Below are 25,185 nucleotides of genomic sequence, written 5' to 3' on the forward strand. Positions count from 1 at the left end.
TGGACGCGCATTATGCCGCCGCCGGGTTTGCCGATGGCGGCGTAATGCCAAGGGCGCATGAGCCGGTAGTGCCGGCCGCTGGCCGGCAGTCGAGGTTGCCGGCCAGCGGGTCAGAGCCCTTTGCCAGGCAAAGAGATCCGACCCCGTGCCAGGATCAGACCTCCAGCGAGGCCAGATCGCCCTTCGACTCCAGCCAGCCCTTGCGGTCGGAAGCGCGCTTCTTGGCCAGCAGCATGTCCATCAGCGAGCTCGTCTGCTCGCGATCGTCCACGGTCAGCTGCACCAGGCGGCGCGTATCCGGGTGGATGGTGGATTCACGCAGCTGCGGCGGGTTCATCTCGCCCAGGCCCTTGAAGCGGGTCACGTTGATGGCGCCCTTGATCTTCTCGCGTTCGATCTTGTCCAGCATCGAGCGCTTTTCTTCTTCGTCCAGGGCGTAGAACACCTGCTTGCCCACGTCGATGCGGAACAGCGGCGGCATCGCCACGAACACGTGGCCGGCATCGACCAGCGCCGGGAAGTGCTTCAGGAACAGTGCGGTCAGCAGGGTTGCGATGTGCAGGCCGTCGGAGTCCGCGTCGGCCAGGATGATGACCTTGCCGTAACGCAGGCCGCTGATGTCGTCCTTGCCGGGGTCGCAGCCGATGGCGATGGCCAGGTTGTGTACTTCCTCCGAGGCCAGCACGCTGTTGGACGAGACTTCCCAGGTGTTCAGGATCTTGCCGCGCAACGGCATGATGGCCTGGAAGTCCTTGTCGCGGGCCTGCTTGGCGCTGCCCCCTGCCGAGTCACCTTCCACCAGGAACAGCTCGGTGCGCGACAGGTCCTGGCTGATGCAGTCGGCCAGCTTGCCGGGCAGGGCCGGGCCTTGGGTGACCTTCTTGCGGACGACCAGCTTCTCGGTCTTCAGGCGTGCGCTGGCGCGCTCGATGGCGATCTGCGCGATTTTCTCGCCCAGCTCGACGTTCTGGTTCAACAGCAGGCTGAAGGCATCGTGGGCGGCGCCTTCAACGAAGCCCGCGGCCTGGCGCGAGGACAGGCGTTCCTTGGTCTGGCCACTGAACTGCGGGTCGGTCATCTTCAGCGACAGCACGAACGACACGCGGTCCCATACGTCTTCCGGGGCCAGCTTGACGCCACGCGGCAGCAGGTTGCGGAAGTCGCAGAACTCGCGCAGCGCCTCGGTCAGGCCGGTACGCAGGCCGTTGACGTGGGTGCCGTGCTGGGCGGTGGGAATCAGGTTGACGTAGCTTTCCTGCACCAGCTCGCCTTCCGGCAGCCAGGCCACGGCCCAGTCCACCACCTCGGTGTCCTTCTTCAGGTTGCCGACGAACAGGTCGGCCGGCAGCGATTCGCGTTCGCCCAGTTCCAGCTTCAGGTAATCGCGCAGGCCGTCTTCGTAGTACCAGGTGTCGACTTCACCGGTGGCCTCATCGGTCAGCTTGACCGTCAGCCCCGGGCACAGCACGGCCTTGGCACGCAGCAGGTGCTTCAGCGCGCGCACCGCGAACTTGGGCGTGTCGAAGTATTTCGGGTCAGGCCAGAAGCGCACGCGGGTGCCGGTGTTCTTCTTGCCGACGCTGCCGACCACTTCCAGCGGCGTGGCGCGGTCGCCGTTGCGGAAGGTGATGCGGTGCTCGGCACCTTCGCGCTTGATGTGCACTTCCACCAGGGTCGACAGCGCATTGACCACGCTGACGCCGACGCCGTGCAGACCGCCGGAGAAGGTGTAGTTGTTGTTGCTGAACTTGCCGCCCGCATGCAGGCGGGTCAGGATCAGCTCGACACCCGGGATCTTCTCTTCCGGGTGGATGTCCACCGGCATGCCGCGGCCGTCATCGCTGACCTCCACGCTGCCGTCCTTGTACAGGGTGATCTCGATCGAGCGGGCGTGGCCGGCGAGGGCCTCGTCCACCGAGTTGTCGATCACTTCCTGCGCCAGGTGGTTCGGGCGCGCGGTGTCGGTATACATGCCGGGACGGCGCTTGACCGGGTCAAGGCCGGACAGGACTTCAATATCGGCGGCGTTATAGCGGGCGTTCATCTGTCTTCGAAAGCTTGGAGCGACGGGCAAGTGTGGGGTCTGGCACCGGATTTTGCACGCCTGCGGTTCAGTCTCGGCGACGCAGAGGGGGTAAAATGGCAGCCGCTGGAATCTGAATGCCGGCGACCCCCGTTGGGTCGAAACATCCAAGCCATACCGCGAGGAGGACCTCATGAAGAAGTTGCTGACCATTGCGATCCTGGCCGCTGCCGCCGTTGCAGTGCCGCTGGTGGTGGCGCAGAACGCCGGCCAGCCGGCCCCGCAGCAGGGTGGCCAGGCCGACAAGGCGCAGGCCGAAGCCGATGCCAAGGCCAAGCGCCGCGCCCAGGCCAATGCCGAAATGAAGGCGCAGGGCCAGCCGGCCCCGCAGCAGGAAGAGGAAGAAGAGGCGCGGAAGAAGAAGTAATTCTTCCGCCCTCCGAAGCCCCTGCCGCAAGGGATTCGCCCCCCGACGCCCCGCCCAGCGGGGCGTTTCTTTTGGGTGATGGCCGCAACTGCCCCTTGGGTTGGCGGCCATCAATCTGTAAACTATGGCTTTCCGGGAGTAAGTGCGTGTCCACCCTTTGCGAATGGGCTGGCACGGCCATGCGTGGTCGCCAGCAATGCGGGTCGCAGGTGACGGTCGATTTGACCGGCACGGCCGCCCCGACCTCGCAGGGTGGTCCCCGTCCGGCGCCTGCCGCCGCACGGCCCAGCACCTCCCTCGCTGCCCCAGCGAACCGGAAAACCCCCTTCAAGCTCCATGCCCGCCCTCCGGGTGCGCGTGGTGCTGCCGTTTTCCATTTCCAGACAGGATGCTTGCAGCCATGACTCCCTTGATTTTCGTAACCGGCGGCGTGGTGTCCTCGCTCGGCAAAGGCATTGCCGCTGCGTCACTGGCCGCCATTCTCGAAGCCCGTGGCCTGAAGGTCACGATGATGAAGCTCGACCCGTACATCAACGTCGACCCGGGCACCATGAGCCCGTTCCAGCACGGTGAGGTCTACGTCACCGACGACGGCGCCGAGACCGACCTCGACCTGGGCCACTACGAGCGATTCGTGCGCACCCGCCTGAGCCGCAAGAACTCGGTCACCACCGGCCGCATCTACGAGAACGTGATCCGCAAGGAGCGCCGTGGCGACTACCTGGGCGCGACCGTGCAGGTCATCCCGCACATCACCGACGAGATCCGCCGCTGCATCGATGAAGCCACGGAAGGTTACGACGTGGCGCTGGTCGAGATCGGCGGTACTGTCGGCGACATCGAGTCGCTGCCGTTCCTGGAAGCGATCCGCCAGGTGCGCACCGAGCGTGGCCCGGAGAAGGCGCTGTTCATGCACCTTACCCTGGTGCCGTACATCGGCGCCGCCGGCGAGCTGAAGACCAAGCCGACCCAGCATTCGGTGAAGGAGCTGCGCTCGATCGGCATCCAGCCGGACGTGCTGCTGTGCCGCTCCGAGCAGGCGGTGCCGGATTCGGAGCGCCGCAAGATCGCCCAGTTCACCAACGTCTCCGAGCGCGCGGTGATCAGCGTGCCGGACGTGGACGTGCTGTACCGCATTCCGTCGGGCCTGCACGCGCAGGGCCTGGACGAGATCGTGGTCAACCAGCTGAAGCTGGCCGACAAGGCCGGCCCGGTCGACCTGTCGATGTGGGAAGATGCGGTCGACGCGACCCTGCATCCGCTGGACGAAGTGACCATCGCCGTGGTTGGCAAGTACGTCGATCACCAGGATGCCTACAAGTCGGTCGGCGAAGCCCTCAAGCACGGTGGCCTGCGCCAGCGCACCAAGGTCAACCTGAAGTGGCTGGAAGCACAGGACCTGGAAGGCACCGACATGGCCGCACTGGCCGATGTCGACGGCATCCTGGTGCCGGGTGGTTTCGGTGACCGTGGTTTCGAAGGCAAGGTGCTGACCTCGAAGTTCGCCCGCGAGCAGCAGGTGCCGTACTTCGGCATCTGCTACGGCATGCAGGCGGCCGTGGTCGACTACGCGCGCAACGTGGTCGGCCTGGAAGGTGCCAACAGCACCGAGAACGACCGCCAGTCGCCGAACCCGGTGATCGGCCTGATCACCGAATGGCGCACCGCGACCGGTGACGTGGAAAAGCGCGACGACAAGAGCGACCTCGGCGGCACCATGCGCCTGGGCCTGCAGGAACAGCGCCTGAAGCCGGGCACGCTGGCCCGCGAGCTGTATGGCAAGGACGTCGTCGCCGAGCGTCACCGCCACCGTTACGAGTTCAACAACCGTTACCGCACCCAGCTGGAAGATGCCGGCCTGGTGATCGCCGGCAAGTCGATGGACGACACCCTGGTGGAAGTGGTCGAACTGCCGCGCGACGCGCACCCGTGGTTCCTGGCCTGCCAGGCGCACCCGGAATTCCTGTCCACGCCGCGTGACGGCCATCCGCTGTTCATCGGTTTCATCCGCGCCGCTCGCGAGCGCAAGGCCGGCGGCAAGCTGCTTTCCGAAGCGCGCGCCTGACTTGTGAATGGGGGCTTCGGCCCCCATCCTGCATGCTTCAACCCCCAGCGCACCGGCCCGGCCGGTGCTGCGGACAACAAGGAAACGCCATGAAACTGTGTGGATTCGAGGTCGGGCTGGACCAGCCCCTGTTCCTGATCGCCGGCCCCTGCGTGATCGAGTCGATGCAGCTGCAGCTCGATACCGCCGGCAAGTTGAAGGAAGTCACCGACAAGCTCGGCGTCAACTTCATCTTCAAGTCCAGCTTCGACAAGGCCAACCGTACTTCGGGCACCGCGTTCCGTGGCCCGGGCATGGAAGAGGGCCTGAAGGTCCTGGCCGAGGTCAGGAAGCAGATCGGCGTGCCGGTGCTGACCGACGTCCACGAATACACCCCGATGGACGAAGTGGCCTCGGTGGTGGACGTGCTGCAGACCCCGGCGTTCCTGGTCCGCCAGACCGACTTCATCCGCAAGGTGTGCTCGGCCGGCAAGCCGGTCAACATCAAGAAGGGCCAGTTCCTGGCGCCGTGGGACATGAAGCCGGTCGTGGAGAAGGCCAAGGCCACCGGCAACGAGCAGATCATGGTCTGCGAACGTGGTGCCAGCTTCGGCTACAACAACCTGGTCAGCGACATGCGTTCGCTGGCGGTGATGCGCGACACCGGTTGCCCGGTGGTGTTCGACGCCACCCATTCGGTGCAGCTGCCGGGCGGGCAGGGCACCAGTTCCGGTGGCCAGCGCGAGCACGTGCCGGTGCTGGCGCGTGCCGCCGTGGCGGTGGGCATCTCCGGCTTGTTCGCCGAGACCCATCCGGATCCGTCCAAGGCGCTGTCCGATGGCCCCAATGCGTGGCCGCTGGACCAGATGGAAGCACTGCTTGAGACCTTGATGGAACTCGACGCAGTGACCAAGAAGCACGGCTTCTCGCGCTTCGCGTGAGTCGTGACCCGTGGCTGGCGCTGGAAACCCAGCGCCGCCGCCGGCATTGGAAACAGTGGCTGTGGGGCCTGATCGCACTGGGCCTGGCCGTGCTGTTCACTGTGGGCATGTTCGGGCTGGTGCTGATCGGTGCCGCGTCCGTGCGGCCGCCGGGTGATGGCAGCAGCGCACTCGATCTGCGCGCGTACTTCATTGCGCTGCTGGTGGCAGAGCTGCTCGGTGCAGTGGGATGCGTCGCTGCTGCTGTGCAGGCCTGGAGGCTGAATCGCGGCAAGGTGGCCGCCGGCCTGGCGATCATCCTGCTCTCGCTGTGGCTCGGCGCCCTGTTCTACGGAGTGCTTTGATGAATGCGACCACATCGGCGCGAGGCTGGCCCTGGGGCCTGATCGCCCTGGGGCTGTCCGTGTTGACCTGGATCGCCCTGGTGGTGGGCGTACTGGCCTTCACCGCCGGTTTCCGGCCGCCGGGGGACGGGAACAACGGCGTGCAGACCACGCAATGGTGGTTGCTGGGCGCACTGGTCACGATGGTGCTGTCCTTCCTGGGTAGCCCGGTTGCGATGGTGCTGGCCTGGCGACGGCGGCGTGGCCCCATCCTGGCGGCGCTTGCTGGTGCATTGCTGGTGATGCTGGTGTCGATGGTCCTGATCGTGATCGGGTCCAGCTGGGGCTGAAGCCGCCCACGCCATTTGGCAAGTGGCGGGCAGCCGGGGATAATCACGCGGCATTCGTTTTGTCGCCCCCTCTCCAGACAGGTAACCGGTCCGACCATGAGCACGATCCGCAGCATCCACGCCCGTGAAATCCTCGACAGTCGTGGCAACCCCACGCTGGAAGCCGAAGTCATCCTGGAGGACGGTTCGTTCGGTCGTGCCGCGGTTCCCTCCGGCGCCTCGACCGGCACCAAGGAAGCGGTCGAGCTGCGTGACGGCGACAAGACCCGTTACCTGGGCAAGGGCGTGCGCAAGGCCGTCGACAACGTCAACACCACGATTGCCGCCGCGCTGAAGGGTTTTGAGGCCACCGACCAGGCCGGCCTCGACCGTCGCCTGATCGACCTTGACGGCACCGAGAACAAGGGCCGCCTGGGTGCCAACGCGCTGCTGGGTGTTTCGATGGCCGCTGCGCACGCCGCCGCCGCATCGAACAAGCAGGCGCTGTGGCAGTACCTGGCCGCCAGGACCGGCGTGACCCCGTCGCTGCCGGTGCCGATGATGAACATCATCAACGGCGGCGCGCACGCCGACAACAACGTCGACTTCCAGGAATTCATGGTGTTGCCGATCGGCTTCACCTCGTTCTCCGAAGCGCTGCGTGCCGGTACCGAAATCTTCCATTCGCTGAAGTCGGTGCTGAAGGGCCACGGCCTGAGCACGGCGGTCGGCGACGAAGGCGGCTTTGCTCCGGACTTCCGCAGCAACGTCGAAGCGCTGGACACCATCCTTGAAGCGATCGGCAAGGCCGGCTACACCGCCGGTGAAGACGTGCTGCTGGGCCTGGACGTCGCCTCCAGCGAATTCTTCGAGAACGGCAAGTACAACCTGGTCGGCGAGAACAAGCGCCTGACCTCCGAGCAGTTCGTCGACTTCCTCGCCGACTGGGCCGCGCAGTACCCGATCATCACGATCGAAGACGGCCTGGCCGAGAACGACTGGGCTGGCTGGAAGCTGCTGACCGACCGCATCGGCAAGAAGGTGCAGCTGGTCGGTGACGACCTGTTCGTGACCAACCCGAAGATCTTCCAGGAAGGCATCGACTCGGGCACCGCCAACGCGATCCTGATCAAGGTCAACCAGATCGGCACCCTGAGCGAAACCCTGGAAGCGATCGCCATGGCCGACCGCGCCGGTTATGCCGCTGTGGTCTCGCACCGTTCGGGCGAAACCGAAGACACCACCATCGCCGACATCGCAGTGGCTACCACCGCCACCCAGATCAAGACCGGTTCGCTGTGCCGCAGCGATCGCGTGGCCAAGTACAACCAGCTGCTGCGCATCGAGGAAGCCCTCGGCGCCGGCGCGCGTTACGCCGGTCGTGACGCGTTCGTTTCGCTGAAGCGCTGAGCCGATGCGCGACTGGCGCTGGATGCTGCTGGTGCTGGCCCTGCTGCTGGGCTGGCTGCAGTACCGCTTCTGGTTCGGTCCGGGCAATTCGGGCGAAGTGATGATGCTCGAAGCCCAGGTCGCCAACCAGGAGCGGGACAATGAGGGTCTGCAGCAGCGCAACGATGCGCTCGCTGCCGAAGTGAAGGACCTCAAGGAAGGCCAGTCCGCCATCGAGGAGCGCGCACGCAGCGAGCTGGGCATGATCAAGCCCGGCGAGAAGTTCTATCGTGTGGTCGAGGATGCGCCGGTCCATCCGGCGCAGCCTGCGGCAGGTGTCAGTGCGCAGGTTGGCGACCACCCGGCGGACGTGCCATGAGTGCGGCCATCTGGGTCGTGGTTCCGGCTGCGGGTCGTGGCACCCGCTTCGGCGCGCCGTTGCCCAAGCAATACCTGCAGGCAGGGGGACAGATCCTGCTTGCCCATACCCTGGACGCCCTGCTGGCGCACCCGGCCGTGGCCGGGGCGATGGTGGTGATCGGCCAGGACGACGCCGACTGGCCCGGCTGGAACGAGTGGGCGGGCAAGCCGGTGCTGACCTGCATCGGTGGCGCGACCCGTGCCGCTTCGGTGCTGGCTGGCCTGCAGGCGCTGCCGGAGACGGTGCGCGCTGATGAGTTCGTACTGGTCCACGATGCCGCGCGGCCGAACCTGTCGCCGGCCGATCTCGGCCGCCTGCTTGAAGTCGGTCGTACCGACCCGGTGGGGGCGATCCTGGCCGCACCGGTACGTGACACGCTCAAGCGTGCAGGCGACGACGGTGGCATCGATGGCACCGAGCCGCGTGAGCGCCTCTGGCGTGCACTGACCCCGCAGCTGTTCCGCCGCCACCAGCTCAGCCGCGCGCTGTCCGACGCCGCTGCCGCCGGTGTTGAAGTCACCGACGAGGCGATGGCCATGGAGCGCCAGGGCCAGCGCCCGCTGCTGGTGGAAGGCAGCGAGGACAACTTCAAGGTCACCACCCCGGCCGATCTGGACCGGTTCGAATTCGTACTTTCCCGCCGCGCCGGCTGACCGCCCGCGTGGCCCTGCTGCAAGGGTTGCATCCATGAGCACCGCACCGTTCCCGCCCGTCCGCATCGGCCAGGGCTACGACGTCCATGCCTTCGGCGAAGGCGATCACATCATGCTTGGCGGCGTGAACGTTCCACACAGCTGTGGCGTGCTTGCGCACAGCGATGGCGACGTGATCCTGCACGCCTTGTGCGATGCGATGCTCGGTGCGCTGGCGCTGGGCGACATCGGCCAGCATTTCCCACCCAGTGACGACCGCTGGAAGGGCGCCGACAGCAGCGACTTCGTGCGTCATTGCGACAGCCTGCTGCGCGAGCGCGGCTGGCGCGTCGGCAACACCGACATCACCGTGATCTGCGAGCGGCCGAAGGTTGGCCCGCATGCGCTGGCGATGCGTGAGCGCATCGGCGGCCTGCTGCAGTTGCCGCTGGATGCAGTCAGCGTCAAGGCCACCACCTCGGAAAAACTGGGCTTCACCGGCCGTGGTGAAGGCATTGCCGCACAGGCGGTCGTGTTGCTGGTGGCGGCATGATTCCGCTGCCGTTGGCATTTGGTGCGCCGTTGTTGACGGCGCGCATCCGCACCACGCCAGACGATTTCCAGGTTGACGAGCTGCCGGCCTTCGAGGCCACCGGCGAAGGCGAGCACCTGTTGCTGCACATCCGAAAGCGCGGTGCGAACACCGTGCATGTGGCCAAGGTGCTGGCCAAGTGGGCGGGCCTGCCGGAAATGGCGGTGAGTTACGCCGGCATGAAAGACCGCCACGCGGTCACCACCCAGCGTTTCAGCGTGCACCTGCCCAAGCGCATTGCGCCGGACCTGGCCGAGCTGGCCAGTGACGAGATCGAAGTGCTCGAAGCGACCTGGCACAATCGCAAGCTGCAGCGTGGCGCACTGGCCGGCAACCGCTTCAAGCTGGTCCTGCGCGAGGTGCAGGGCGATGCCGCAGCGATCAGCGAACGCCTGCAGCAGATTGCCGGGCGCGGCCTGCCGAACTGGTTTGGCGAGCAGCGCTTTGGCCGCGACGGCGGCAACGTGCCGGCGGCACTGGCGATGTTCGGTGGCCGCCGCATGCGCAAGGACCAGCGTTCACTGCTGCTGTCTGCCGCCCGATCGGCGCTGTTCAACCGCGTGCTGGCTGCGCGCGTGGAGCAGGGCAACTGGGATCAGCCACTGGACGGCGAGGTGTGGATGCTGGACGGCAGCCGCAGCGTGTTCGGCCCGGAGCCGTACACCGACGTGCTGGCCGAGCGCCTCGCGCGGTTCGACATCCATCCCAGCGCACCGCTGTGGGGCGAAGGCGAGCTGCGCAGCACCGAAGCGGCACGCGAGCTGGAGCTGGCCGCGCTCGACGACGAGGAATCGAAGGTACTGCGGGCCGGCCTGGAAGACGCGCGCCTGAAGCAGGAGCGCCGCGCGCTGCGCCTGCGCCCCGCGTTGTTGCAGCACCAGTGGCTGGGCGATGACGTGCTGGAGCTATCGTTCGCGCTGCCGCCGGGCTGCTACGCCACCGCCGTACTGCACGAGCTCGGCCCGGTCGAAGACGCCTCGCAGGCCTGAGCAGGGCGCGCGGTAGAGTCGACTGTCAGTCGACTTGCGCGCGCAGCGCGGGGTATTCGCTTGCCGCTGGAAGAGCAGTCGACTGACAGTCGACTCTACCTGGACTCATGGCGTCCCCTTTTTTCAGCGCCGCGCCAGCAGCACCAGCACCGCGCCGGTGCCGCCTTGCCCGGTCGGCGCCGAATGGAATGCCAGTACGTCGTTGCGCAGCCGCAGCAGGCGGTCGACCAGGTTCTTCAGTACCGGTGCACCGCCGTCGGACTGCAATCCCTTGCCGTGGATGATGCGCACGCAGCCATACTCGTGTGCATGGGCTTCCAGCAGGAACTGGCGCAGCAGCGTCTCGGCCTGCGCGGCGGTGGCGCCATGCAGGTCCAGTTCGTCCTGCACCGAATACTGGCCACGCTTGAGGCGCTGGAACAGGCGTGGTGGCAGGTTGTCGCGGCGATAGCTGGCCACGTCGCCGGCTTCCAGTGGCGTGCTGTCGCGCAGCAGCCGGGCGAACTCGCCGGCGGCTTCGGCCTCGTCACGTTCGGCCATGCGCGCGCGCGGCTTCGGCCGGGGCGCAGCCGGTGCCGGCTCGGCATCCTTGCGCAGCGGCGTCACTTCGCCGATGGCCGCGCGGAACAACGCGGCCGGATCTTCGTCTTCAGGGTGCGACATGCGCACAGGGTAAACCGCTGGCGCAGGTCTGCCTATGACGGTTCGATGTCGGCCGTGACCGCCGGCAGGGTAGGACCGGCGGCTCGCATGCGGCACAATAGACGATGCCCTTGCAGGGTCGACGGCTTCCGCAGGGGAGTACGACGGTCCCGCCCACACTGCACGGTGATGGAATCGAATTCTTGGAAAATCAAGCGGTTAAATCGAAGATGCGAATCCTGGTCAGTAACGACGATGGCGTCGACGCCGCAGGCATCCGGATGCTTGCTTCGGTGCTGCGTGAGGCCGGTCACGAAGTCACGGTGGTCGCGCCCGACCGCGATCGCTCCGGCGCCAGCAATTCGCTGACCCTGGACCTGCCGATCCGCCTCAAGCGCATCGACCATTACACCGTCTCGGTGGCCGGTACCCCGACCGACTGCGTGCACCTGGCGCTGACCGGGCTGCTCGAGTTCGAACCCGACATTGTCGTGTCCGGCATCAACAACGCCGCCAACCTCGGCGATGACGTGATCTATTCCGGCACCGTCTCGGCGGCGATGGAAGGTCGCTTCCTCGGCCTGCCGGCGGTGGCGGTCTCGCTGGTCACCCGCAACCACGATCCGAAACACTTCGAGACCGCCGCGCGCGCTGCGGTGGAGATCGTCGCCCGGCTCAAGGCCGATCCGTTGCCGGCTGACACCATCCTCAACGTCAACGTGCCGGACCTGCCGTGGAGCGAGGTCAAGGGCTTCGAGGTCACCCGCCTGGGCAACCGCCATCGCGCCGAAGGCTGCATCGCGCAGAAGGACCCGCGCGGCAACGAGGTGTACTGGATCGGCCCGGCCGGTCGTGAGCAGGACTCCGGCCCCGGCACCGATTTCCACGCGGTACGCACCGGCCACATCTCGATTACCCCGATCCAGGTCGACCTGACCCGCTACCAGGCACTGGAGAAAGTGGCCAGCTGGGTCGGCGGCCTCAGCGCCGCGCTGGACCAGCCGGCATGAGCCCACGCCTGCGCCTGCAACCGGAAGCCGTCGGCATCGGCATGACCTCGCAGCGTGTGCGCGACCGCCTGGTCGATCGCCTGCGCGAGGCTGGCATCGTCGACGAGTCGACCTTGAATGCGATCCGGGTGGTGCCACGTCATCTGTTCATCGACGAAGCGCTGGCGTCACGCGCCTACGAAGACACCGCCCTGCCGATCGGCCACGGCCAGACCATCTCCCAGCCGTGGGTGGTGGCGCGCATGACCGAAGCCGTGCTGCAGGTCTCGCCAAAGAAAGTGCTGGAAGTCGGTACCGGCTCCGGCTACCAGGCCGCCGTGCTCGGCGCGCTGGGCCTGGAGATCTACACCGTCGAACGCATCGGCGACCTGCTGCGACAGGCGCGCAAGCGCTTCCGTGCGCTGGGCATGAATATCCGCACCAAGCATGATGATGGCCGCGCGGGCTGGGCCGAGCACGGCCCGTTCGATGCCATCGTCGTCACCGCCGCGGCGCCTGCACTGGTCGATGAACTGGTCGGGCAGCTGGCCGAGGGCGGCCGCCTGGTGGCGCCGGTCGGCGGGCCGGGTGGGCAGTCGCTGGTGCAGCTGGACCGCAGGGCTGACGGCAGCATCGAACAACGCGTGCTGGCGCCGGTCACCTTCGTGCCGCTGCTGTCCGGCATGCTCGACTAATCCACGGAGCAGGGTTGCATGAAGATTTTCGGGCCGCTGTACGAGCGGGCGATGAAGTGGGCGGCGCACGAACGCGCGCCGACCTACCTGACGGTGTTGAGCTTCTTCGAGGCGATCATCTTTCCGGTGATGCCGGAAGTGATGCTGGCGCCGATGTGCGTGGCCCAGCCGAAACGCGGCTGGTGGTTCGCCACCCTCAGCCTGGCCGGCTCGATGGTCGGCGCGCTGATTGGCTATGCATTGGGTCATTATGCCTTCGAAGCGATCAAGCCGTTGTTCGAAGCACTGGGCATGCTGCCGGCCATCGAGCAGGGCATCACCACCGTGCAGGCCAAGATGGCCGAGTCGCCGTGGGCGGTGTTCACCTTCCTGGTGCTGGGCGGCTTCATGCCCATCCCGATGAAGGTCTTCACGTGGGCATCGGGTATCGTCGGCGTGCCGATGCCGCAGTACCTGTTGAGCATGCTGATCGGTCGCGGCAAGCGCGTGTTCGTGCTGGCTGCGGTCATCCGTATCGGTGGTGCGCGTGCTGAAGCGGCACTGCGTCGCTGGATTGAACCGCTGGGCTGGATCGCCACCGCGTTGGTGGTGGTGCTGATCGCCTGGCTTGTATGGAGGTCGAAGTTCGCATGAATCCTGATCGTCTGAGCAAGGGAGTGCGCATCGGCGCGCTGGCGTTGCTGGTTTCCACCCTGGCCGCCTGCGGCACCGCCACCGTGGTTCGTCCTGGTGGTGGCAGCACCGGCGGTGGTGTGACCACGCCGAAGACCTCGGTGCCCAAGCCCGGGCAGACCGTGGTGGTGCGCAAGGGCGATACCATCTATGCGCTGGCCCGCATCCATGACATCACCCCGGCCGACCTGATTGCCTGGAACAGCCTGGACAACCCCTCGACCATCCATCCGGGGCAGGTGATCCGACTGTATCCGGCCGGTGCCAGCGGCGGCCGCGCGCCGACCACGGTGGTCACCCCGCCGCGCTCGGGTGGCAGCAGCGGCGGCAGTACCACATCGGCCCCGGCCCCGGCGCCGGTGGGTCCGGTGAAGAGCAACATCGCCTGGCGCTGGCCGGCCGATGGCGCGATCGTCGGCCGCTACGTGGCCGGTGACGCGACCAAGCAGGGCGTGGACATCGCCGGTACCAGCGGCCAGCCGGTCAAGGCCACCGCCAACGGCGTGGTGGTGTACTCCGGCGCCGGCCTGGTCGGCTACGGCGAGCTGATCATCATCAAGCACAGCGACCAGTGGCTGTCGGCCTATGGCCACAACCGCAAGCGCCTGGTGAATGAAGGGCAGAGCGTGAAGGCCGGTGAGCAGATCGCCGAGATGGGCCGCACCGGTGCGAACCGCGACATGGTCCACTTCGAGATCCGCTATAACGGCAAGCCGGTGGACCCGCAGCAATACCTGCCGGCACGCTGATCGTCGATTCGGCATCTGGGCGGATCCCCGGCCCGGCGCAGCGCGCCGGGCGTTCGCCAACGGTGCGGCCCATGGGCCGCAAACACCGCCGGCTCACCCGCTACAACGGCAAGCCGGTGGACCCGCAGCAATACCTGCCGGCACGCTGATCGTTGATTCGCCATCTGGGCGGATCCCCGGCCCGGCGCAGCGCGCCGGTCGTTCGCCAACGGCGCGGCCCATGGGCCGCAAACGCCCTCGGCTCACCCGCTACAACGGCAAGCCGGTGGACCCGCAGCAATACCTGCCGGCACGCTGATCGTCGATTCGCCATCTGGGCGGATCCCCGGCCCGGCGCAGCGCGCCGGGCGTTCGCCGACGGTGCGGCCCATGGGCCGCAAACACCGCCGGCTCACCCGCTACAACGGCAAGCCGGTGGACCCGCAGCAGTACCTGCCGGCGCGTTGAGGTCGTGGGGTCGGGTGGCGCCGGGCAATGCTCGGCGTTGCCGACCTGTAGCGTCGAGCCATGCTCGACTCGCTGTACGCTGGCTGCCGTGGGTGGCCATTTGCGACCATGAGTGGCGCATCTCAAGCTTCCCGGCAAGCCAGGGAAGCGGCATGCTTCAACGGAACCCGCCCCCCCAATCCGGTGCCGCATGTCTCGCCCAACAGCCCTTTTCGTGCTGCTCATCGCGCCATTGGCGGCCGCCGCCAGCAGCGATCCACGTGACGTGGTCACCCGCCTCTACGACGTCATCCAGGCGCCGACGTCGAACGAAACGGCCATTTCCCCGCTGCTGGGTGAGGCCCTCCGCTCAGCCATCGCTGCGCAGCGTGCATATGAACAGGCCTGCACCGCACTGGCGGCGCCCGATGAAAAGCCGCACATGCTGGACCAGAGCCCGTATCTGCTGGCGCCGGATCGACCGGAAACGATATCCATGGGAATGCCCGGATCGAGCGGTGACGCCACCTGGATCCATGTCGACATGGCCGTGGGCGACTACCGCTGGACCGACCGGGTCCTGCTGCAGCGGCAGGACCGGGACTGGAAGGTCATGGATATACGCTGGGGGCAGGGCGGCAACCTGATTGGCCGGCTCAAGGCGTTCTCGGCATTCCGCTGCACACCTTCGGGCAGCTGGCCGGGAGCCACCCGGCGACTCGACCTCAGCCTTCCAGAATGAAGGCGGCGGCGACCTTGCGGCCTTCGCCCGCCAGGATGTTGAAGGTGCGCGCGGCGGCTGGATTGTTCATCACTTCCAGGCCGATGCCGCGTGACAGGCAGGCGGCCATCACCACCGCCGGCGGGAACACCTGACGGTCACCCGTGCCGAGCACGATGAGCGCCGGATTCAGCGCCAGGATCGGCTCCAGGTCAGCGACCTGCAGCGCAGTGGCGCTCACCACTGGCCATTGCGTGACCAGCTGGTCCGGGGTCAGGAAGAAACTGCTGCCCAGCGCCTGGTCATTCACCTTGGCCGAGCGGCCATCGGCGGCACGGAGGCTATAGGCGTAATCCGGCGGTTCGTGGTTCAGCTGCATGGCAGTAGGGCGATCAGCCGCGCGGCAGCACGATCTGGCGCTGTTCCTTGCTCGGGCGGTACAGCACGGCGACGTGGCCGATACGCTGCACCAGCGCGCTTTCGGTGGCTTCGACGATCTCGCCGATCATCACGTCACGGGCGTCGCGGTCTTCAGCAGCGACCTTCACCTTGACCAGCTCGTGGCGCTCCAGCACTTCGTTCAGCTCAGCGATGAAGGCCGGGGTCACACCCTTGCCGCCGGTCTGCAGCAGGGCCTTCAGGTCGTGGGCTTGGCCGCGCAGGAAACGGGTCTGGGAGGCGGTCAGGGCGATGGACATGCAGGAAAACACGGTTGAATGGGGCGATCAGGGTATCATGAGGACCCCATCAGCCCCTATTTTCAATGGCTACCCGCAGCAAAAGCAGCCAGCGCTGGCTCAAGGAACACTTCTCCGACCCCTTCGTGAAGAAGGCCCAGGCCGAAGGCATGCGCTCGCGCGCCGCCTACAAGCTCGAAGAGCTGCTGGAACGTGACCGGTTGCTGAAGCCGCACATGGTGGTGGTCGACCTTGGCGCGGCCCCGGGTGGTTGGTCTCAGCAGGTGCGGAGACAGATCGGCGACACCGGCCGCGTGCTGGCCCTGGACATCCTGGACATGCCGCCGCTGGCTGGTGTGGAGTTCCTTCATGGTGACTTCAGGGAAGAAGCCGTTCTATCGCAGTTTGAAGCCATGCTCGGGGATCAGCCGGTAGACCTTGTGCTGTCGGACATGGCCCCCAATAAGAGTGGTGTAGGCGCGGTCGACCAGCCGCGGATGATGCACCTGGCGGAGCTGGCCCTGGATTTTGCCGACAATCACCTGAAGACCGGTGGGGCGTTCCTGATCAAGCTGTTCCAGGGCGAAGGCTTTGACGACTACGTGCGCGACATGCGCCGCCGGTACGACAAGGTCTCCATCCGCAAGCCGGAAGCGTCGCGCAAGCGCTCTCCCGAGGTGTATGCCTTGGGTCAGGGAAAACGCGCCCACATGAAGTAAGCTCGCAACGTACGCAAGTTCGACCCCAACGCAACGCCAGCACTGAGAGGAACACCGGAGCCAATGAGGATGAACGACTTGACCAAGAACCTCCTGCTATGGGTGGTCGTCGCCGTCGTGCTGATGGTGGTCTTCCAGAGCTTCTCGCCGAAGTCCTCCGGGGCCGGCGCGCAGGGCGCGTCGTACTCGCAGTTCCTGGACCAGGTGGACAGCGGCAACGTGCAGAAGGTCGCCTTTGGCGGCGACATGCGCGGCGGCACCAGCCAGCTGACCTACACCACCCGCGGTGGGCAGTCGTCCACCATCACCGCGCCGTTCGATCGTGACCTGATCAACGTGCTGCGTACCAAGAACGTGGAGATCGTGCAGGAGGAGCCGTCCAGCGGCATTTCCCTCGGCGCGATCCTGATGAATTTCCTGCCGGTCATCCTGATCATCGGCTTCTGGTTGTTCATCATGCGCCAGATGCAGGGCGGTGGCGGCGGTGCCAAAGGCGCGATGTCCTTCGGCAAGTCGCGCGCCAAGCTGCAGGGCGAAGACCAGATCAAGGTCACCTTCGCCGACGTCGCCGGCTGCGACGAGGCCAAGGAAGAAGTGGGCGAACTGGTCGACTTCCTGCGCGACCCGTCCAAGTTCACCAAGCTGGGCGGCAAGATTCCGCGCGGCGTGCTGATGGTGGGCCCGCCGGGTACCGGCAAGACGCTTCTGGCCAAGGCCATCGCCGGCGAAGCCAAGGTGCCGTTCTTCTCGATCTCCGGTTCGGACTTCGTGGAAATGTTCGTCGGCGTCGGCGCCAGCCGCGTGCGTGACATGTTCGAGCAGGCCAAGAAGCACGCGCCGTGCATCATCTTCATCGACGAAATCGACGCCGTCGGCCGCCACCGTGGCGCCGGCCTGGGCGGCGGTCACGACGAGCGCGAGCAGACCCTGAACCAGCTGCTGGTCGAGATGGACGGTTTCGAGGGTGGCGAAGGCGTGATCGTGATCGCCGCGACCAACCGTCCGGACGTGCTGGACCCGGCGCTGCTGCGCCCGGGCCGTTTCGACCGCCAGGTCGTGGTCGGCCTGCCGGACGTGAAGGGCCGCGAGCACATCCTCAAGGTCCACATGCGCAAGCTGCCGCTGGCTGACGACGTCGAGCCGATGGTGATCGCGCGTGGTACCCCGGGCTTCTCCGGTGCGGACCTGGCCAACCTCTGCAACGAGGCGGCCCTGTTCGCCGCGCGCGGCAACGAGAAGGAAGTCCGCATGGACCACTTCGACCGTGCACGCGACAAGATCCTGATGGGTGCCGAGCGCCGCTCGATGGCCATGAGCGAGGACGAGAAGACCCTGACCGCGTACCACGAGGCCGGCCACGCCATCGTCGGCCGCCTGGTGCCCGAGCACGACCCGGTCTACAAGGTCACCATCATTCCGCGCGGCCGTGCGCTGGGTGTGACCATGTACCTGCCGGAAGGCGACAAGTACTCGATGAACCGCGTGGCGATCCAGTCGCAGCTGTGCTCGCTGTACGGCGGCCGCGTCGCCGAAGAGCTGATCTTCGGCGAGGACAAGGTCACCACCGGCGCCTCCAACGACATCGAGCGTGCCACCAAGATGGCCCGCAACATGGTCACCAAGTGGGGCCTGTCCGAGCAGCTCGGCCCGATCGCGTATGGCGAAGAGGACGACGAGGTGTTCCTGGGCCGTTCGGTCACCCAGCACAAGAGCGTGTCCAACGACACGGCGCGCCGGATCGACGAGGAAGTGCGCAACATCCTCGACAAGGCCTACGCCCGCACGACCCAGCTGCTGACCGAGAACATCGACAAGCTGCACGCGATGTCGCAGCTGCTGCTGCAGTACGAGACCATCGACGCGCCGCAGATCGACGCGATCATGGAAGGCCGCGATCCGCCGCCGCCGGCGGGCTGGAGCAAGTCGAACAAGGATGGCGGCAACGACAAGGGCGGCGACGCCCGTCCGCTGCCGCCGATCGCAGGCCCGGCCGAATCGCACTGACGGCCCGCTGCAGGTGACACCAGACGAGGCCGGGGCAACCCGGCTTCGTCGTTTCCGGGCCACTGGCCCATCCCGAAGATCCGATCTGACGCTGGAGCCCGCATGTCCGCCCCGAAGCCCGAACCGATTTCCCACACTGCCGAAATGGTGATCGCCACCGTGGTCGGCGTGGGTGTGGGCCTGGGGGCCGACAACCTGCTGCTGGGCTGCGTGGTGGGCATCGGAGTCGGCATCGTGCTGAGCATCGCCAGGACCCTGTACGTGGACCGCAAGCGCCGCCGCCGTTGAGAGGGTGTCGGCAGGGCTGCGCCCTGCACCCGTGGTAGTGCCGGCCGCTGGCCGGCAACCTCAACAGCAACAGCAACAGCAACAGCAACAGCAACAGCGGGCTTTCCGTAGGATGGCGGGGCGGTGTCGGAGTGCGGGGGCGCTGCAAGTACGTCCCTGTAAGCTTGGCAGCCGCATCCATGCGGCTGACACCCCGCACTCCGACACCGCCCCACCTCTGACAGATTCCTGCTGCTGTTGGTAGGTGTCGACCTTGGTCGACACGGTAGATCCACGCCATGCGTGGATGCATTTCGATTCCAATTCGAAATATTCGATTCCGATGGAGATTCATCCACGCATGGCGTGGATCTACTGCAGATCGCGGAGATCTGTCGAAGGCGGGGTGGGTCCGGTTGCGGGGGCGTGAGCCGCATGGATGCGGCGACCGAGCCTACACGGACGTACTTGCGGCGTCCCCCGCAAACTGACCCACCCCGCCACCCCACGGAGAACCAGCTTCTGACGTTGACGTTGATTGCAGCGGGTGCAGGGCGCCGCCCTGCCGAACTAAACTACCCGCCGTTGTCCCTGCAGGATTGCCCATGTTCGATACCTCGCCCCAGCTCGATTGCGCCGGCCGCATCCTGCGCCTCGATCGTGCCCAGGTCATGGGCATCGTCAACGTCACCCCGGACTCGTTCTCCGATGGCGGCGCGCACGACACCACCGAGGCCGCGGTCGCCCATGGCCTGAAGCTGGTCGAGGAGGGCGCGGACCTGCTGGACATCGGCGGCGAATCGACCCGGCCGGGCGCTGCGCCGGTATCGGTGGAGGAGGAACTGCGCCGGGTGATTCCGGTGATCGAGCAGCTGGCCGCACGCACCCGGGTGCCGATCAGCATCGACACCTTCAAGCCGGAAGTGATGCGCGCGGCCGTGGCGGCTGGCGCCGGCATGATCAATGACATCTACGGCCTGCGTCAGGAAGGGGCGCTGGACGCCGCCGCTGCAACCGGCGTGCCGGTGGTGCTGATGCACATGCAGGGCGAGCCAGGCCACATGCAGGCCGATCCACATTACGACGACGTGGTCGCCGAGGTGCACGGCTTCCTGGTCCAGCGCCTGTTCGCTGCCGAGATGGCGGGCATTGCGAAGAAGAACCTGCTGATCGATCTCGGTTTCGGTTTCGGCAAGACCACTGCCCACAACATGACCCTGCTGGCACGCTCCGAGCGGTTCCTGGAGCTGGGCGTGCCGATGCTGGCGGGCCTGTCGCGCAAGCGCAGCCTGGGCGAACTGACCGGTCGCGACACGCCGTCCGAGCGCGTGGCCGCCTCGGTGGCCGCGCACCTGATCGCGGTGCAGCGCGGCGCACACATCGTGCGCGTGCATGACGTGGCCGCCACCGTTGATGCACTGAAGATCTGGCAGGCAGTCGAGGCCGTGCCAACGCCGCGCGCCGACGCCACGCCGACGATCCGCTGGCCGGACGAAGACTGATGGGCATCGACCGGCGGCCACTGGCGATCGCCGTGATGGGGCCGACCGCCAGTGGCAAGACCGCCACCGCGATCGCCCTGGCGAAGCAGCTGGATGGCGAGATCGTCAGCGTCGATTCGGCGCTGGTCTACCGGCATCTGGATATCGGCTCGGCCAAGCCGGATGCGGCCGAGCGGGCGCAGGCGCCGCACCATCTGCTGGACCTGCGCGATCCGTGGCAGACCTATTCGGCGGCCGAGTTCGCCGCCGATGCCGGCCGCGTCGTGGCCGACATCGTGGCACGCGGCAAAACGCCGATCCTGGCAGGTGGCACGGGGCTGTACTTCCGGGCCCTGCTGCAGGGCCTGTCGCCGATGCCGGAGGCCGACCCGGTGATGCGCGAAGCACTCAGCACCGAGGCGGCCGAGCGGGGCTGGGCGGCACTGCACGCAGAACTGGCCATGGTCGATCCAGCCGCAGCCGCACGTATCCATGCCACCGACCCGCAACGCATCCAGCGGGCGTTGGAGGTCTATCGCCTCACCGGCACGCCGATCAGTGAATGGCAGCGCCGGCCGGGCGTCGCGCCATTGCCGGTGCGCACCCTCAAGCTGATCCTCGCCCCGCGTGACCGCGCGGTACTGCACCAGCGCATCGAGGCGCGCTTCGACGCCATGCTGGCGCAGGGCTTCCTGGACGAGGTGCGGGCACTGCGTGCAATGCCGGAAATGGCCGCCGTGACGGCGCCGCTGGACCTGCCGGCGGTGCGTGCGGTTGGCTATCGCCAGGCCTGGGAATACCTGGACGGGGAGGGTGATGCCGCCCGTTTCCGTGACAAGGCGATCTTCGCCACCCGGCAGCTGGCCAAGCGCCAGCTGACCTGGCTGCGCGGCGAGCTTGATGCGCGCTGGTTCGACCCCCATGTCGATGGGGAGCGCCTGGCCGGCGCGGTGTCGACCTTCGTCGCACGCTGAACCCCCGCCAGCCGTGTAACATCATCGGTCGGCGGGCGGCTCGGGGGCCGTGGCAACCGTCGGCAACCCAATAAGAACAATAATCAGGAGTGTGCAATGTCCAAGGGGCAATCGCTGCAGGATCCTTTCTTGAACGCACTGCGGCGCGAACGCGTGCCGGTTTCGGTGTACCTGGTCAACGGCATCAAGCTGCAGGGCACGATCGAGTCGTTCGACCAGTTCGTGGTCCTGCTGCGCAACACGGTCAGTCAGATGGTCTACAAGCACGCCATTTCCACGGTCGTTCCGGCACGTAACGTGAAGGTCGGTCCGGGCGGTGGTTACGTGCAGTCGGGTGAAGGTGGTCAGGCAGGTGATGAAGCAGACGAGTAAGACCGGAGCGGTGAATGTTTGACCGCTCGAAAAAGGGCGAACACGCCCTGTTGATCCAGCCCCATTTCGGCAAGCTGGAAGACGATGTGCTGGAAGAATTCGGTGATCTGGCCCGCTCGGCTGGGGCCAGCATCGCCGCGACGATCACTGCGCGCCTGGACCGACCGAATCCGTCGACCCTGATCGGCAGCGGCAAGCTGGACGAGATCAAGGCCGCGGCCGACGCCAGCGGTGCCGACCTGATCCTGGTCAACCATGCGTTGAGCCCGGGCCAGGAGCGCAACCTGGAACGGTTCCTGGAGCGCCGGGTGATCGACCGTACCGGCCTGATCCTGGATATCTTCGCCCAGCGTGCGCACAGCCACGAGGGCAAGCTGCAGGTCGAGCTGGCGCAGCTGCGTCACCTGGCCACGCGGTTGGTGCGCGGCTGGACCCACCTGGAGCGCCAGCGCGGTGGTTCGATCGGTCTGCGCGGCCCGGGTGAAACCCAGCTGGAAACCGACCGCCGCCTGCTGCAGAAGCGGGTCGAACAGCTGCAGAAACGCCTGGAAAAGGTCGAAGTGCAGCGCACCCAGATGCGCCGTGCACGCGTGCGCAGCGAACTGCCGCGCGTGGCCCTGGTGGGCTACACCAACGCAGGCAAGTCGACCCTGTTCAACGCCATGACCGGCGCCGAGGCTTATGCCGCCGACCAGCTGTTCGCGACGCTGGACCCAACCGTGCGCCGCATTGCGGTTCCGGGTGGCAACGTGGTCCTGGCCGACACCGTCGGCTTCGTCCGCGACCTGCCACATGACCTGGTTGCGGCGTTCCGCTCGACCCTGTCCGAGGCGCGCGAGGCGGATTTCCTGCTGCACGTGGTCGACGCCGCCGATCCGCATCGCGAGGAGCGCATCGCGCAGGTCGACGAGGTGCTGACCGCGGTCGGTGCCGGCGACCTGCCGCAGCTGCTGGTATTCAACAAGATCGACCGCATCGACGGTGCCGACGTCCGCCACGACGGCCAGGATGGCATCCCGGACGAATCGCGCCGCGAGCGGGTGTGGATTTCCGCACGCGACGGGCAGGGCCTGGAGCTGCTGCAGGCGGTGCTGGGCAAGCGCCTGGGCCTGCAGCACGTCACCGGCGAACTGCGCCTGCCACCCGATGCCGGCCGCCTGCGCGCGCGCCTGCACCAGCTGGAAGTGATCCGCAGCGAGCAGGCCGATGAAGACGGCTGGCTGCTGCAGGTCGACCTGCCGATCGCCGAAGCCGAAAAGCTGGCTGCCAGTGCCGACGGCGCGCCGATCCGGGCGCTGCTGCCGGAGAAGCTGCCGGAGTGGTGAGGTAGCGGCCAATCCCCGATAGTGCCGGCCGCTGGCCGGCAACCACCGTGCTGGAGGGGCGCGACATCCGCCTGTGATCTGCGGTACAACGTGCAGGTTCTTCACCCCACCGTCATGCCGATGTCCATCCCCACCGACGCCGACCTCAACGCCCAGTCCGCCGCGCTCGGGCAGCGCCTGCAGCAGGCTTCGCTGCAGCTGGTGACCGCTGAAAGCTGCAGTGGCGGCTGGATCGCCAAGTGCATGACCGATATCGCCGGTTCCTCGGCGTTCTTCGACTGCGGCATGGTGGTCTACAGCTACGAAGCCAAGCAGCGCCTGCTGGGCGTGCGTGCGCAGACGCTGGAGCAGTTCGGCGCGGTCAGCCGCGAAACCGTGCTGGAGATGGTGTCCGGCGCACTGGTCAATTCCGGTGCCGGCATCGCCGTGGCGGTGACCGGCATCGCGGGTCCTGGCGGTGGCAGCCCGGACAAGCCGGTCGGCAGTGTCTGGATCGGCTGGAAGCGCCGCGGCGGCTACGCCCGCGCCGAACTGTTCCAGTTCGATGGCGACCGCGAAGCCATCCGCCGGCAAACCGTGGCGGCGGCATTGCGCGGTATCGACGCCCAGCTGTGACATGCTGCTCCGGTAATCGTCCGGAGCACGCATGATGTGGGAAACGCTGGGCACGGTCCGTGACCTGGGCCGACTGCAGGAAATCGCGGTTGTCCTGATCCGCTATGGCTTCGGCGACGTGGTGCGGCGCATCGGCCTGGCCAGCACATTGGAGCGGGCAGGGCGCCTTCTGCACTGGAACGAGGAGCGGCAGGAACTGTTGCGGATGACCGCACCGGTGCGCGTGCGCAGCGCGATGCAGGATCTCGGTCCCACTTTCGTCAAGCTCGGGCAGGTGCTGGCGACGCGCGTTGACCTGCTGCCGCCGGAATGGATCGCCGAGCTGTCCGAACTGCAGAACGCGGTGCCGGCGCTGCCGTACGCGGATATCCGTGAGCAGCTCGAAGCCGACCTTGGCGCCTCGCCGACGCAGGTGTTCGCCTTCCTCGATGAAACCCCGATGGCCGCCGCCTCGCTGGCGCAGGCCCATCGCGCGCGCCTCCATGACGGCCGTGAGGTGGTGCTGAAGGTGCGGCGCCCGGGTATCCGCGATGTGGTCGAGGCCGACCTGCGTCTGCTGGCCCGCCTGGCCGAGATCGTTGAAGCGCGACTGCCGGACCTGCGTCGTTACCGCCCGGCCGAGGTCGTGCAGCAGTTCACCGTGTCGCTGCGCCGCGAACTGGATTTCGCGGCGGAATGCCGCAATGCCGAGCGCATCGCGCGCAACTTCAGCGGCCGTGATGACATACTGATTCCGAAGGTGCACTGGCAGTGGACCTGCGAGAGCCTGAACGTGCAGGACTTCGTCGACGGCATTCCTGGCCGAGACCTGGCCGGCGTCGATGCGGCGGGCCTGGACCGGCGCGAGCTGGCACGGCGTGGCGCCGGCATTGTGCTGAAGATGGTGCTGGAGGACGGCAGCTTCCACGCCGATCCACACCCCGGCAACATCATCTACCTGCGTGACGGCCGCATCGGCGTGATCGATTTCGGCATGGTCGGCGCCTTGTCGGAAGTGCGGCGTTTCCAGGTGGCTCAGCTGCTGCACGGGCTGGTCGAGCAGGACCCGCAGGGCGTGGCCGACGTGCTGCTGGACTGGGCCGGCGGTGTTGAGGTGGACGAGAACCGGCTGCAGCACGACATCAGCCAGTTCGTAGATCAATACCGTGGCGTGCCGCTGAAGGACCTGCACATCGGCCTGATGCTGGGCGACATCACCCAGCTGCTGCGCAGCTACAGCCTGACCCTGCCGGCTGACCTGGCGCTGATGATCAAGGCGTTCCTGACCCTGGAAGGCATGGGCCGGCAGCTGGACCCGGATTTCGACATGGCCAGTGCCGCGCGCCCGTTCCTGGAGCGGGTGGTGCTGCAGCGCTATGCGCCCAAGGCGCTGCTCAAGCGCGGCCGCCGCAGCCTGCTGGGCCTGGTCGACTTCGCCGGTGAGCTTCCCCGCGACCTGCGCAAGCTGGTGCAGGCGGCGCGCCGGGGACGCCTGCAGTTGAAGGTGGAAACCACGGCGCTGCAGGGCTTCGGCGAACAGGTGAACCGCGCAGCGAACCGGTTGGTGATGGGCATCGTCACTGCTGCGCTGATCATCGGTTCCTCGATCGTGATGCACAGCGTCGGCGGCGTCTCCAGCCGCTGGCTGCTGGCGCTGGGCGTCTGCGGCTTCATCGGCGCCGGCTTCTGCGGCGTGTGGATCCTGTTCTCGATATGGAGAAGCGGTAAACACACGTGAGTGTGTTTACCGCGGAATCGCGCAGCGATT

General features: G+C 66.9%; 28 protein-coding genes. 24 read left to right on the forward strand and 4 right to left on the reverse strand.

What is annotated here, in order from left to right:
- Positions 1-154: 154 nt before the first annotated feature.
- A complete protein-coding gene (gene parE, locus AC5P6X_RS01770) occupies positions 155-2,044 on the reverse strand; it encodes a DNA topoisomerase IV subunit B (protein WP_005408996.1) in 1,890 nt (629 codons plus the stop codon).
- A 172-nt stretch (positions 2,045-2,216) separates the two neighbouring features.
- On the opposite strand from parE, the gene AC5P6X_RS01775 reads away from it, so the two are divergent.
- The 10 genes from AC5P6X_RS01775 (at position 2,217) to truD (ending at position 10,110) form a co-directional block, all read left to right on the forward strand.
- The gene (locus tag AC5P6X_RS01775) at positions 2,217-2,450 is read left to right on the forward strand and encodes a hypothetical protein (RefSeq protein ID WP_005408997.1); all 234 of its coding nucleotides are present in this window, start codon (positions 2,217-2,219) and stop codon (positions 2,448-2,450) included.
- A gap of 400 nt (positions 2,451-2,850) precedes the next feature.
- Positions 2,851-4,515 (forward strand): CTP synthase, encoded by a 1,665-nt coding sequence (gene pyrG, locus AC5P6X_RS01780; protein WP_005408998.1) that lies wholly within the window; start codon positions 2,851-2,853, stop codon positions 4,513-4,515.
- Between the two features lie 89 nt (positions 4,516-4,604).
- Positions 4,605-5,435, forward strand: a complete 831-nt coding sequence (kdsA, locus tag AC5P6X_RS01785; protein WP_005408999.1) for a 3-deoxy-8-phosphooctulonate synthase — start codon at positions 4,605-4,607, stop codon at positions 5,433-5,435.
- A complete protein-coding gene (locus AC5P6X_RS01790) occupies positions 5,432-5,779 on the forward strand; it encodes a hypothetical protein (protein ID WP_329755908.1) in 348 nt (115 codons plus the stop codon). Before kdsA ends, AC5P6X_RS01790 begins: the two co-directional genes overlap by 4 nt.
- Entirely contained in the window at positions 5,779-6,108 is a 330-nt protein-coding gene (locus AC5P6X_RS01795) for a hypothetical protein (protein WP_049448394.1), read from the forward strand. Before AC5P6X_RS01790 ends, AC5P6X_RS01795 begins: the two co-directional genes overlap by 1 nt.
- A 96-nt stretch (positions 6,109-6,204) precedes the next feature.
- Entirely contained in the window at positions 6,205-7,497 is a 1,293-nt protein-coding gene (gene eno, locus AC5P6X_RS01800) for a phosphopyruvate hydratase (RefSeq protein ID WP_329755907.1), read from the forward strand.
- 4 nt (positions 7,498-7,501) lie between these two features.
- Positions 7,502-7,855 (forward strand): cell division protein FtsB, encoded by a 354-nt coding sequence (gene ftsB, locus AC5P6X_RS01805; RefSeq protein ID WP_005412924.1) that lies wholly within the window; start codon positions 7,502-7,504, stop codon positions 7,853-7,855.
- Positions 7,852-8,550, forward strand: a complete 699-nt coding sequence (ispD, locus tag AC5P6X_RS01810) for a 2-C-methyl-D-erythritol 4-phosphate cytidylyltransferase (protein WP_005409004.1) — start codon at positions 7,852-7,854, stop codon at positions 8,548-8,550. Before ftsB ends, ispD begins: the two co-directional genes overlap by 4 nt.
- Before the next feature lie 34 nt (positions 8,551-8,584).
- Positions 8,585-9,082 (forward strand): 2-C-methyl-D-erythritol 2,4-cyclodiphosphate synthase, encoded by a 498-nt coding sequence (ispF, locus tag AC5P6X_RS01815; protein WP_005409005.1) that lies wholly within the window; start codon positions 8,585-8,587, stop codon positions 9,080-9,082.
- Entirely contained in the window at positions 9,079-10,110 is a 1,032-nt protein-coding gene (truD, locus tag AC5P6X_RS01820; protein WP_149500908.1) for a tRNA pseudouridine(13) synthase TruD, read from the forward strand. Before ispF ends, truD begins: the two co-directional genes overlap by 4 nt.
- 123 nt (positions 10,111-10,233) lie before the next feature.
- Here the strand turns inward: truD and AC5P6X_RS01825 are convergent, their stop codons facing one another.
- Positions 10,234-10,773, reverse strand: a complete 540-nt coding sequence (locus AC5P6X_RS01825; RefSeq protein WP_005409007.1) for a Smr/MutS family protein — start codon at positions 10,771-10,773, stop codon at positions 10,234-10,236.
- Positions 10,774-10,982: 209 nt separating this feature from the next.
- Here AC5P6X_RS01825 and surE point away from each other — a divergent pair, with 209 nt between their 5' ends.
- The 5 genes from surE (at position 10,983) to AC5P6X_RS01850 (ending at position 15,025) form a co-directional block, all read left to right on the forward strand.
- Positions 10,983-11,762, forward strand: a complete 780-nt coding sequence (gene surE / locus AC5P6X_RS01830) for a 5'/3'-nucleotidase SurE (RefSeq protein WP_010485979.1) — start codon at positions 10,983-10,985, stop codon at positions 11,760-11,762.
- Positions 11,759-12,436 (forward strand): protein-L-isoaspartate(D-aspartate) O-methyltransferase, encoded by a 678-nt coding sequence (locus AC5P6X_RS01835; protein ID WP_005409009.1) that lies wholly within the window; start codon positions 11,759-11,761, stop codon positions 12,434-12,436. Before surE ends, AC5P6X_RS01835 begins: the two co-directional genes overlap by 4 nt.
- An 18-nt stretch (positions 12,437-12,454) precedes the next feature.
- Entirely contained in the window at positions 12,455-13,069 is a 615-nt protein-coding gene (locus AC5P6X_RS01840; RefSeq protein ID WP_005409010.1) for a YqaA family protein, read from the forward strand.
- The gene (locus AC5P6X_RS01845) at positions 13,066-13,857 is read left to right on the forward strand and encodes a peptidoglycan DD-metalloendopeptidase family protein (RefSeq protein WP_005409011.1); all 792 of its coding nucleotides are present in this window, start codon (positions 13,066-13,068) and stop codon (positions 13,855-13,857) included. The genes AC5P6X_RS01840 and AC5P6X_RS01845 overlap by 4 nt, the downstream gene beginning before the upstream one ends.
- Before the next feature lie 637 nt (positions 13,858-14,494).
- Positions 14,495-15,025, forward strand: a complete 531-nt coding sequence (locus tag AC5P6X_RS01850) for a hypothetical protein (protein WP_099605596.1) — start codon at positions 14,495-14,497, stop codon at positions 15,023-15,025.
- Here the strand turns inward: AC5P6X_RS01850 and AC5P6X_RS01855 are convergent.
- Together AC5P6X_RS01855 and yhbY are read right to left on the reverse strand one after the other, a co-directional pair.
- A complete protein-coding gene (locus tag AC5P6X_RS01855; protein WP_005409013.1) occupies positions 15,009-15,383 on the reverse strand; it encodes an Mth938-like domain-containing protein in 375 nt (124 codons plus the stop codon). The genes AC5P6X_RS01850 and AC5P6X_RS01855 overlap by 17 nt on opposite strands.
- Before the next feature lie 13 nt (positions 15,384-15,396).
- Positions 15,397-15,702 (reverse strand): ribosome assembly RNA-binding protein YhbY, encoded by a 306-nt coding sequence (gene yhbY, locus AC5P6X_RS01860; RefSeq protein WP_004152868.1) that lies wholly within the window; start codon positions 15,700-15,702, stop codon positions 15,397-15,399.
- Positions 15,703-15,767: 65 nt separating this feature from the next.
- Between yhbY and rlmE the strand changes: the two genes are divergently transcribed.
- The 9 genes from rlmE to ubiB all read left to right on the forward strand — a co-directional run bounded on the left by rlmE (position 15,768) and on the right by ubiB (position 25,155).
- Positions 15,768-16,400, forward strand: a complete 633-nt coding sequence (gene rlmE, locus AC5P6X_RS01865) for a 23S rRNA (uridine(2552)-2'-O)-methyltransferase RlmE (RefSeq protein WP_005409014.1) — start codon at positions 15,768-15,770, stop codon at positions 16,398-16,400.
- Between the two features lie 69 nt (positions 16,401-16,469).
- The gene (gene ftsH, locus AC5P6X_RS01870; RefSeq protein WP_005409015.1) at positions 16,470-18,404 is read left to right on the forward strand and encodes an ATP-dependent zinc metalloprotease FtsH; all 1,935 of its coding nucleotides are present in this window, start codon (positions 16,470-16,472) and stop codon (positions 18,402-18,404) included.
- Between the two features lie 102 nt (positions 18,405-18,506).
- A complete protein-coding gene (locus AC5P6X_RS01875) occupies positions 18,507-18,692 on the forward strand; it encodes a hypothetical protein (RefSeq protein ID WP_021202558.1) in 186 nt (61 codons plus the stop codon).
- A 584-nt stretch (positions 18,693-19,276) separates the two neighbouring features.
- Complete coding sequence (gene folP / locus AC5P6X_RS01880) at positions 19,277-20,173, forward strand: dihydropteroate synthase (RefSeq protein ID WP_099606054.1); 897 nt, start codon at positions 19,277-19,279, stop codon at positions 20,171-20,173.
- A complete protein-coding gene (gene miaA, locus AC5P6X_RS01885) occupies positions 20,173-21,126 on the forward strand; it encodes a tRNA (adenosine(37)-N6)-dimethylallyltransferase MiaA (protein WP_005412933.1) in 954 nt (317 codons plus the stop codon). The genes folP and miaA overlap by 1 nt, the downstream gene beginning before the upstream one ends.
- A 96-nt stretch (positions 21,127-21,222) precedes the next feature.
- A complete protein-coding gene (hfq, locus tag AC5P6X_RS01890; RefSeq protein WP_004152891.1) occupies positions 21,223-21,498 on the forward strand; it encodes an RNA chaperone Hfq in 276 nt (91 codons plus the stop codon).
- A gap of 14 nt (positions 21,499-21,512) precedes the next feature.
- A complete protein-coding gene (gene hflX, locus AC5P6X_RS01895; RefSeq protein WP_005412934.1) occupies positions 21,513-22,823 on the forward strand; it encodes a ribosome rescue GTPase HflX in 1,311 nt (436 codons plus the stop codon).
- A 120-nt stretch (positions 22,824-22,943) separates the two neighbouring features.
- On the forward strand, positions 22,944-23,438 hold the full coding sequence (locus tag AC5P6X_RS01900) for a CinA family protein (protein ID WP_005409020.1): 495 nt from the start codon (positions 22,944-22,946) through the stop codon (positions 23,436-23,438).
- Between the two features lie 34 nt (positions 23,439-23,472).
- On the forward strand, positions 23,473-25,155 hold the full coding sequence (ubiB, locus tag AC5P6X_RS01905) for a 2-polyprenylphenol 6-hydroxylase (protein ID WP_088436848.1): 1,683 nt from the start codon (positions 23,473-23,475) through the stop codon (positions 25,153-25,155).
- The last annotated feature ends 30 nt before the right edge of the window (positions 25,156-25,185 follow it).

Source organism: Stenotrophomonas sp. YJH_SMC_40 (assembly GCF_059368615.1).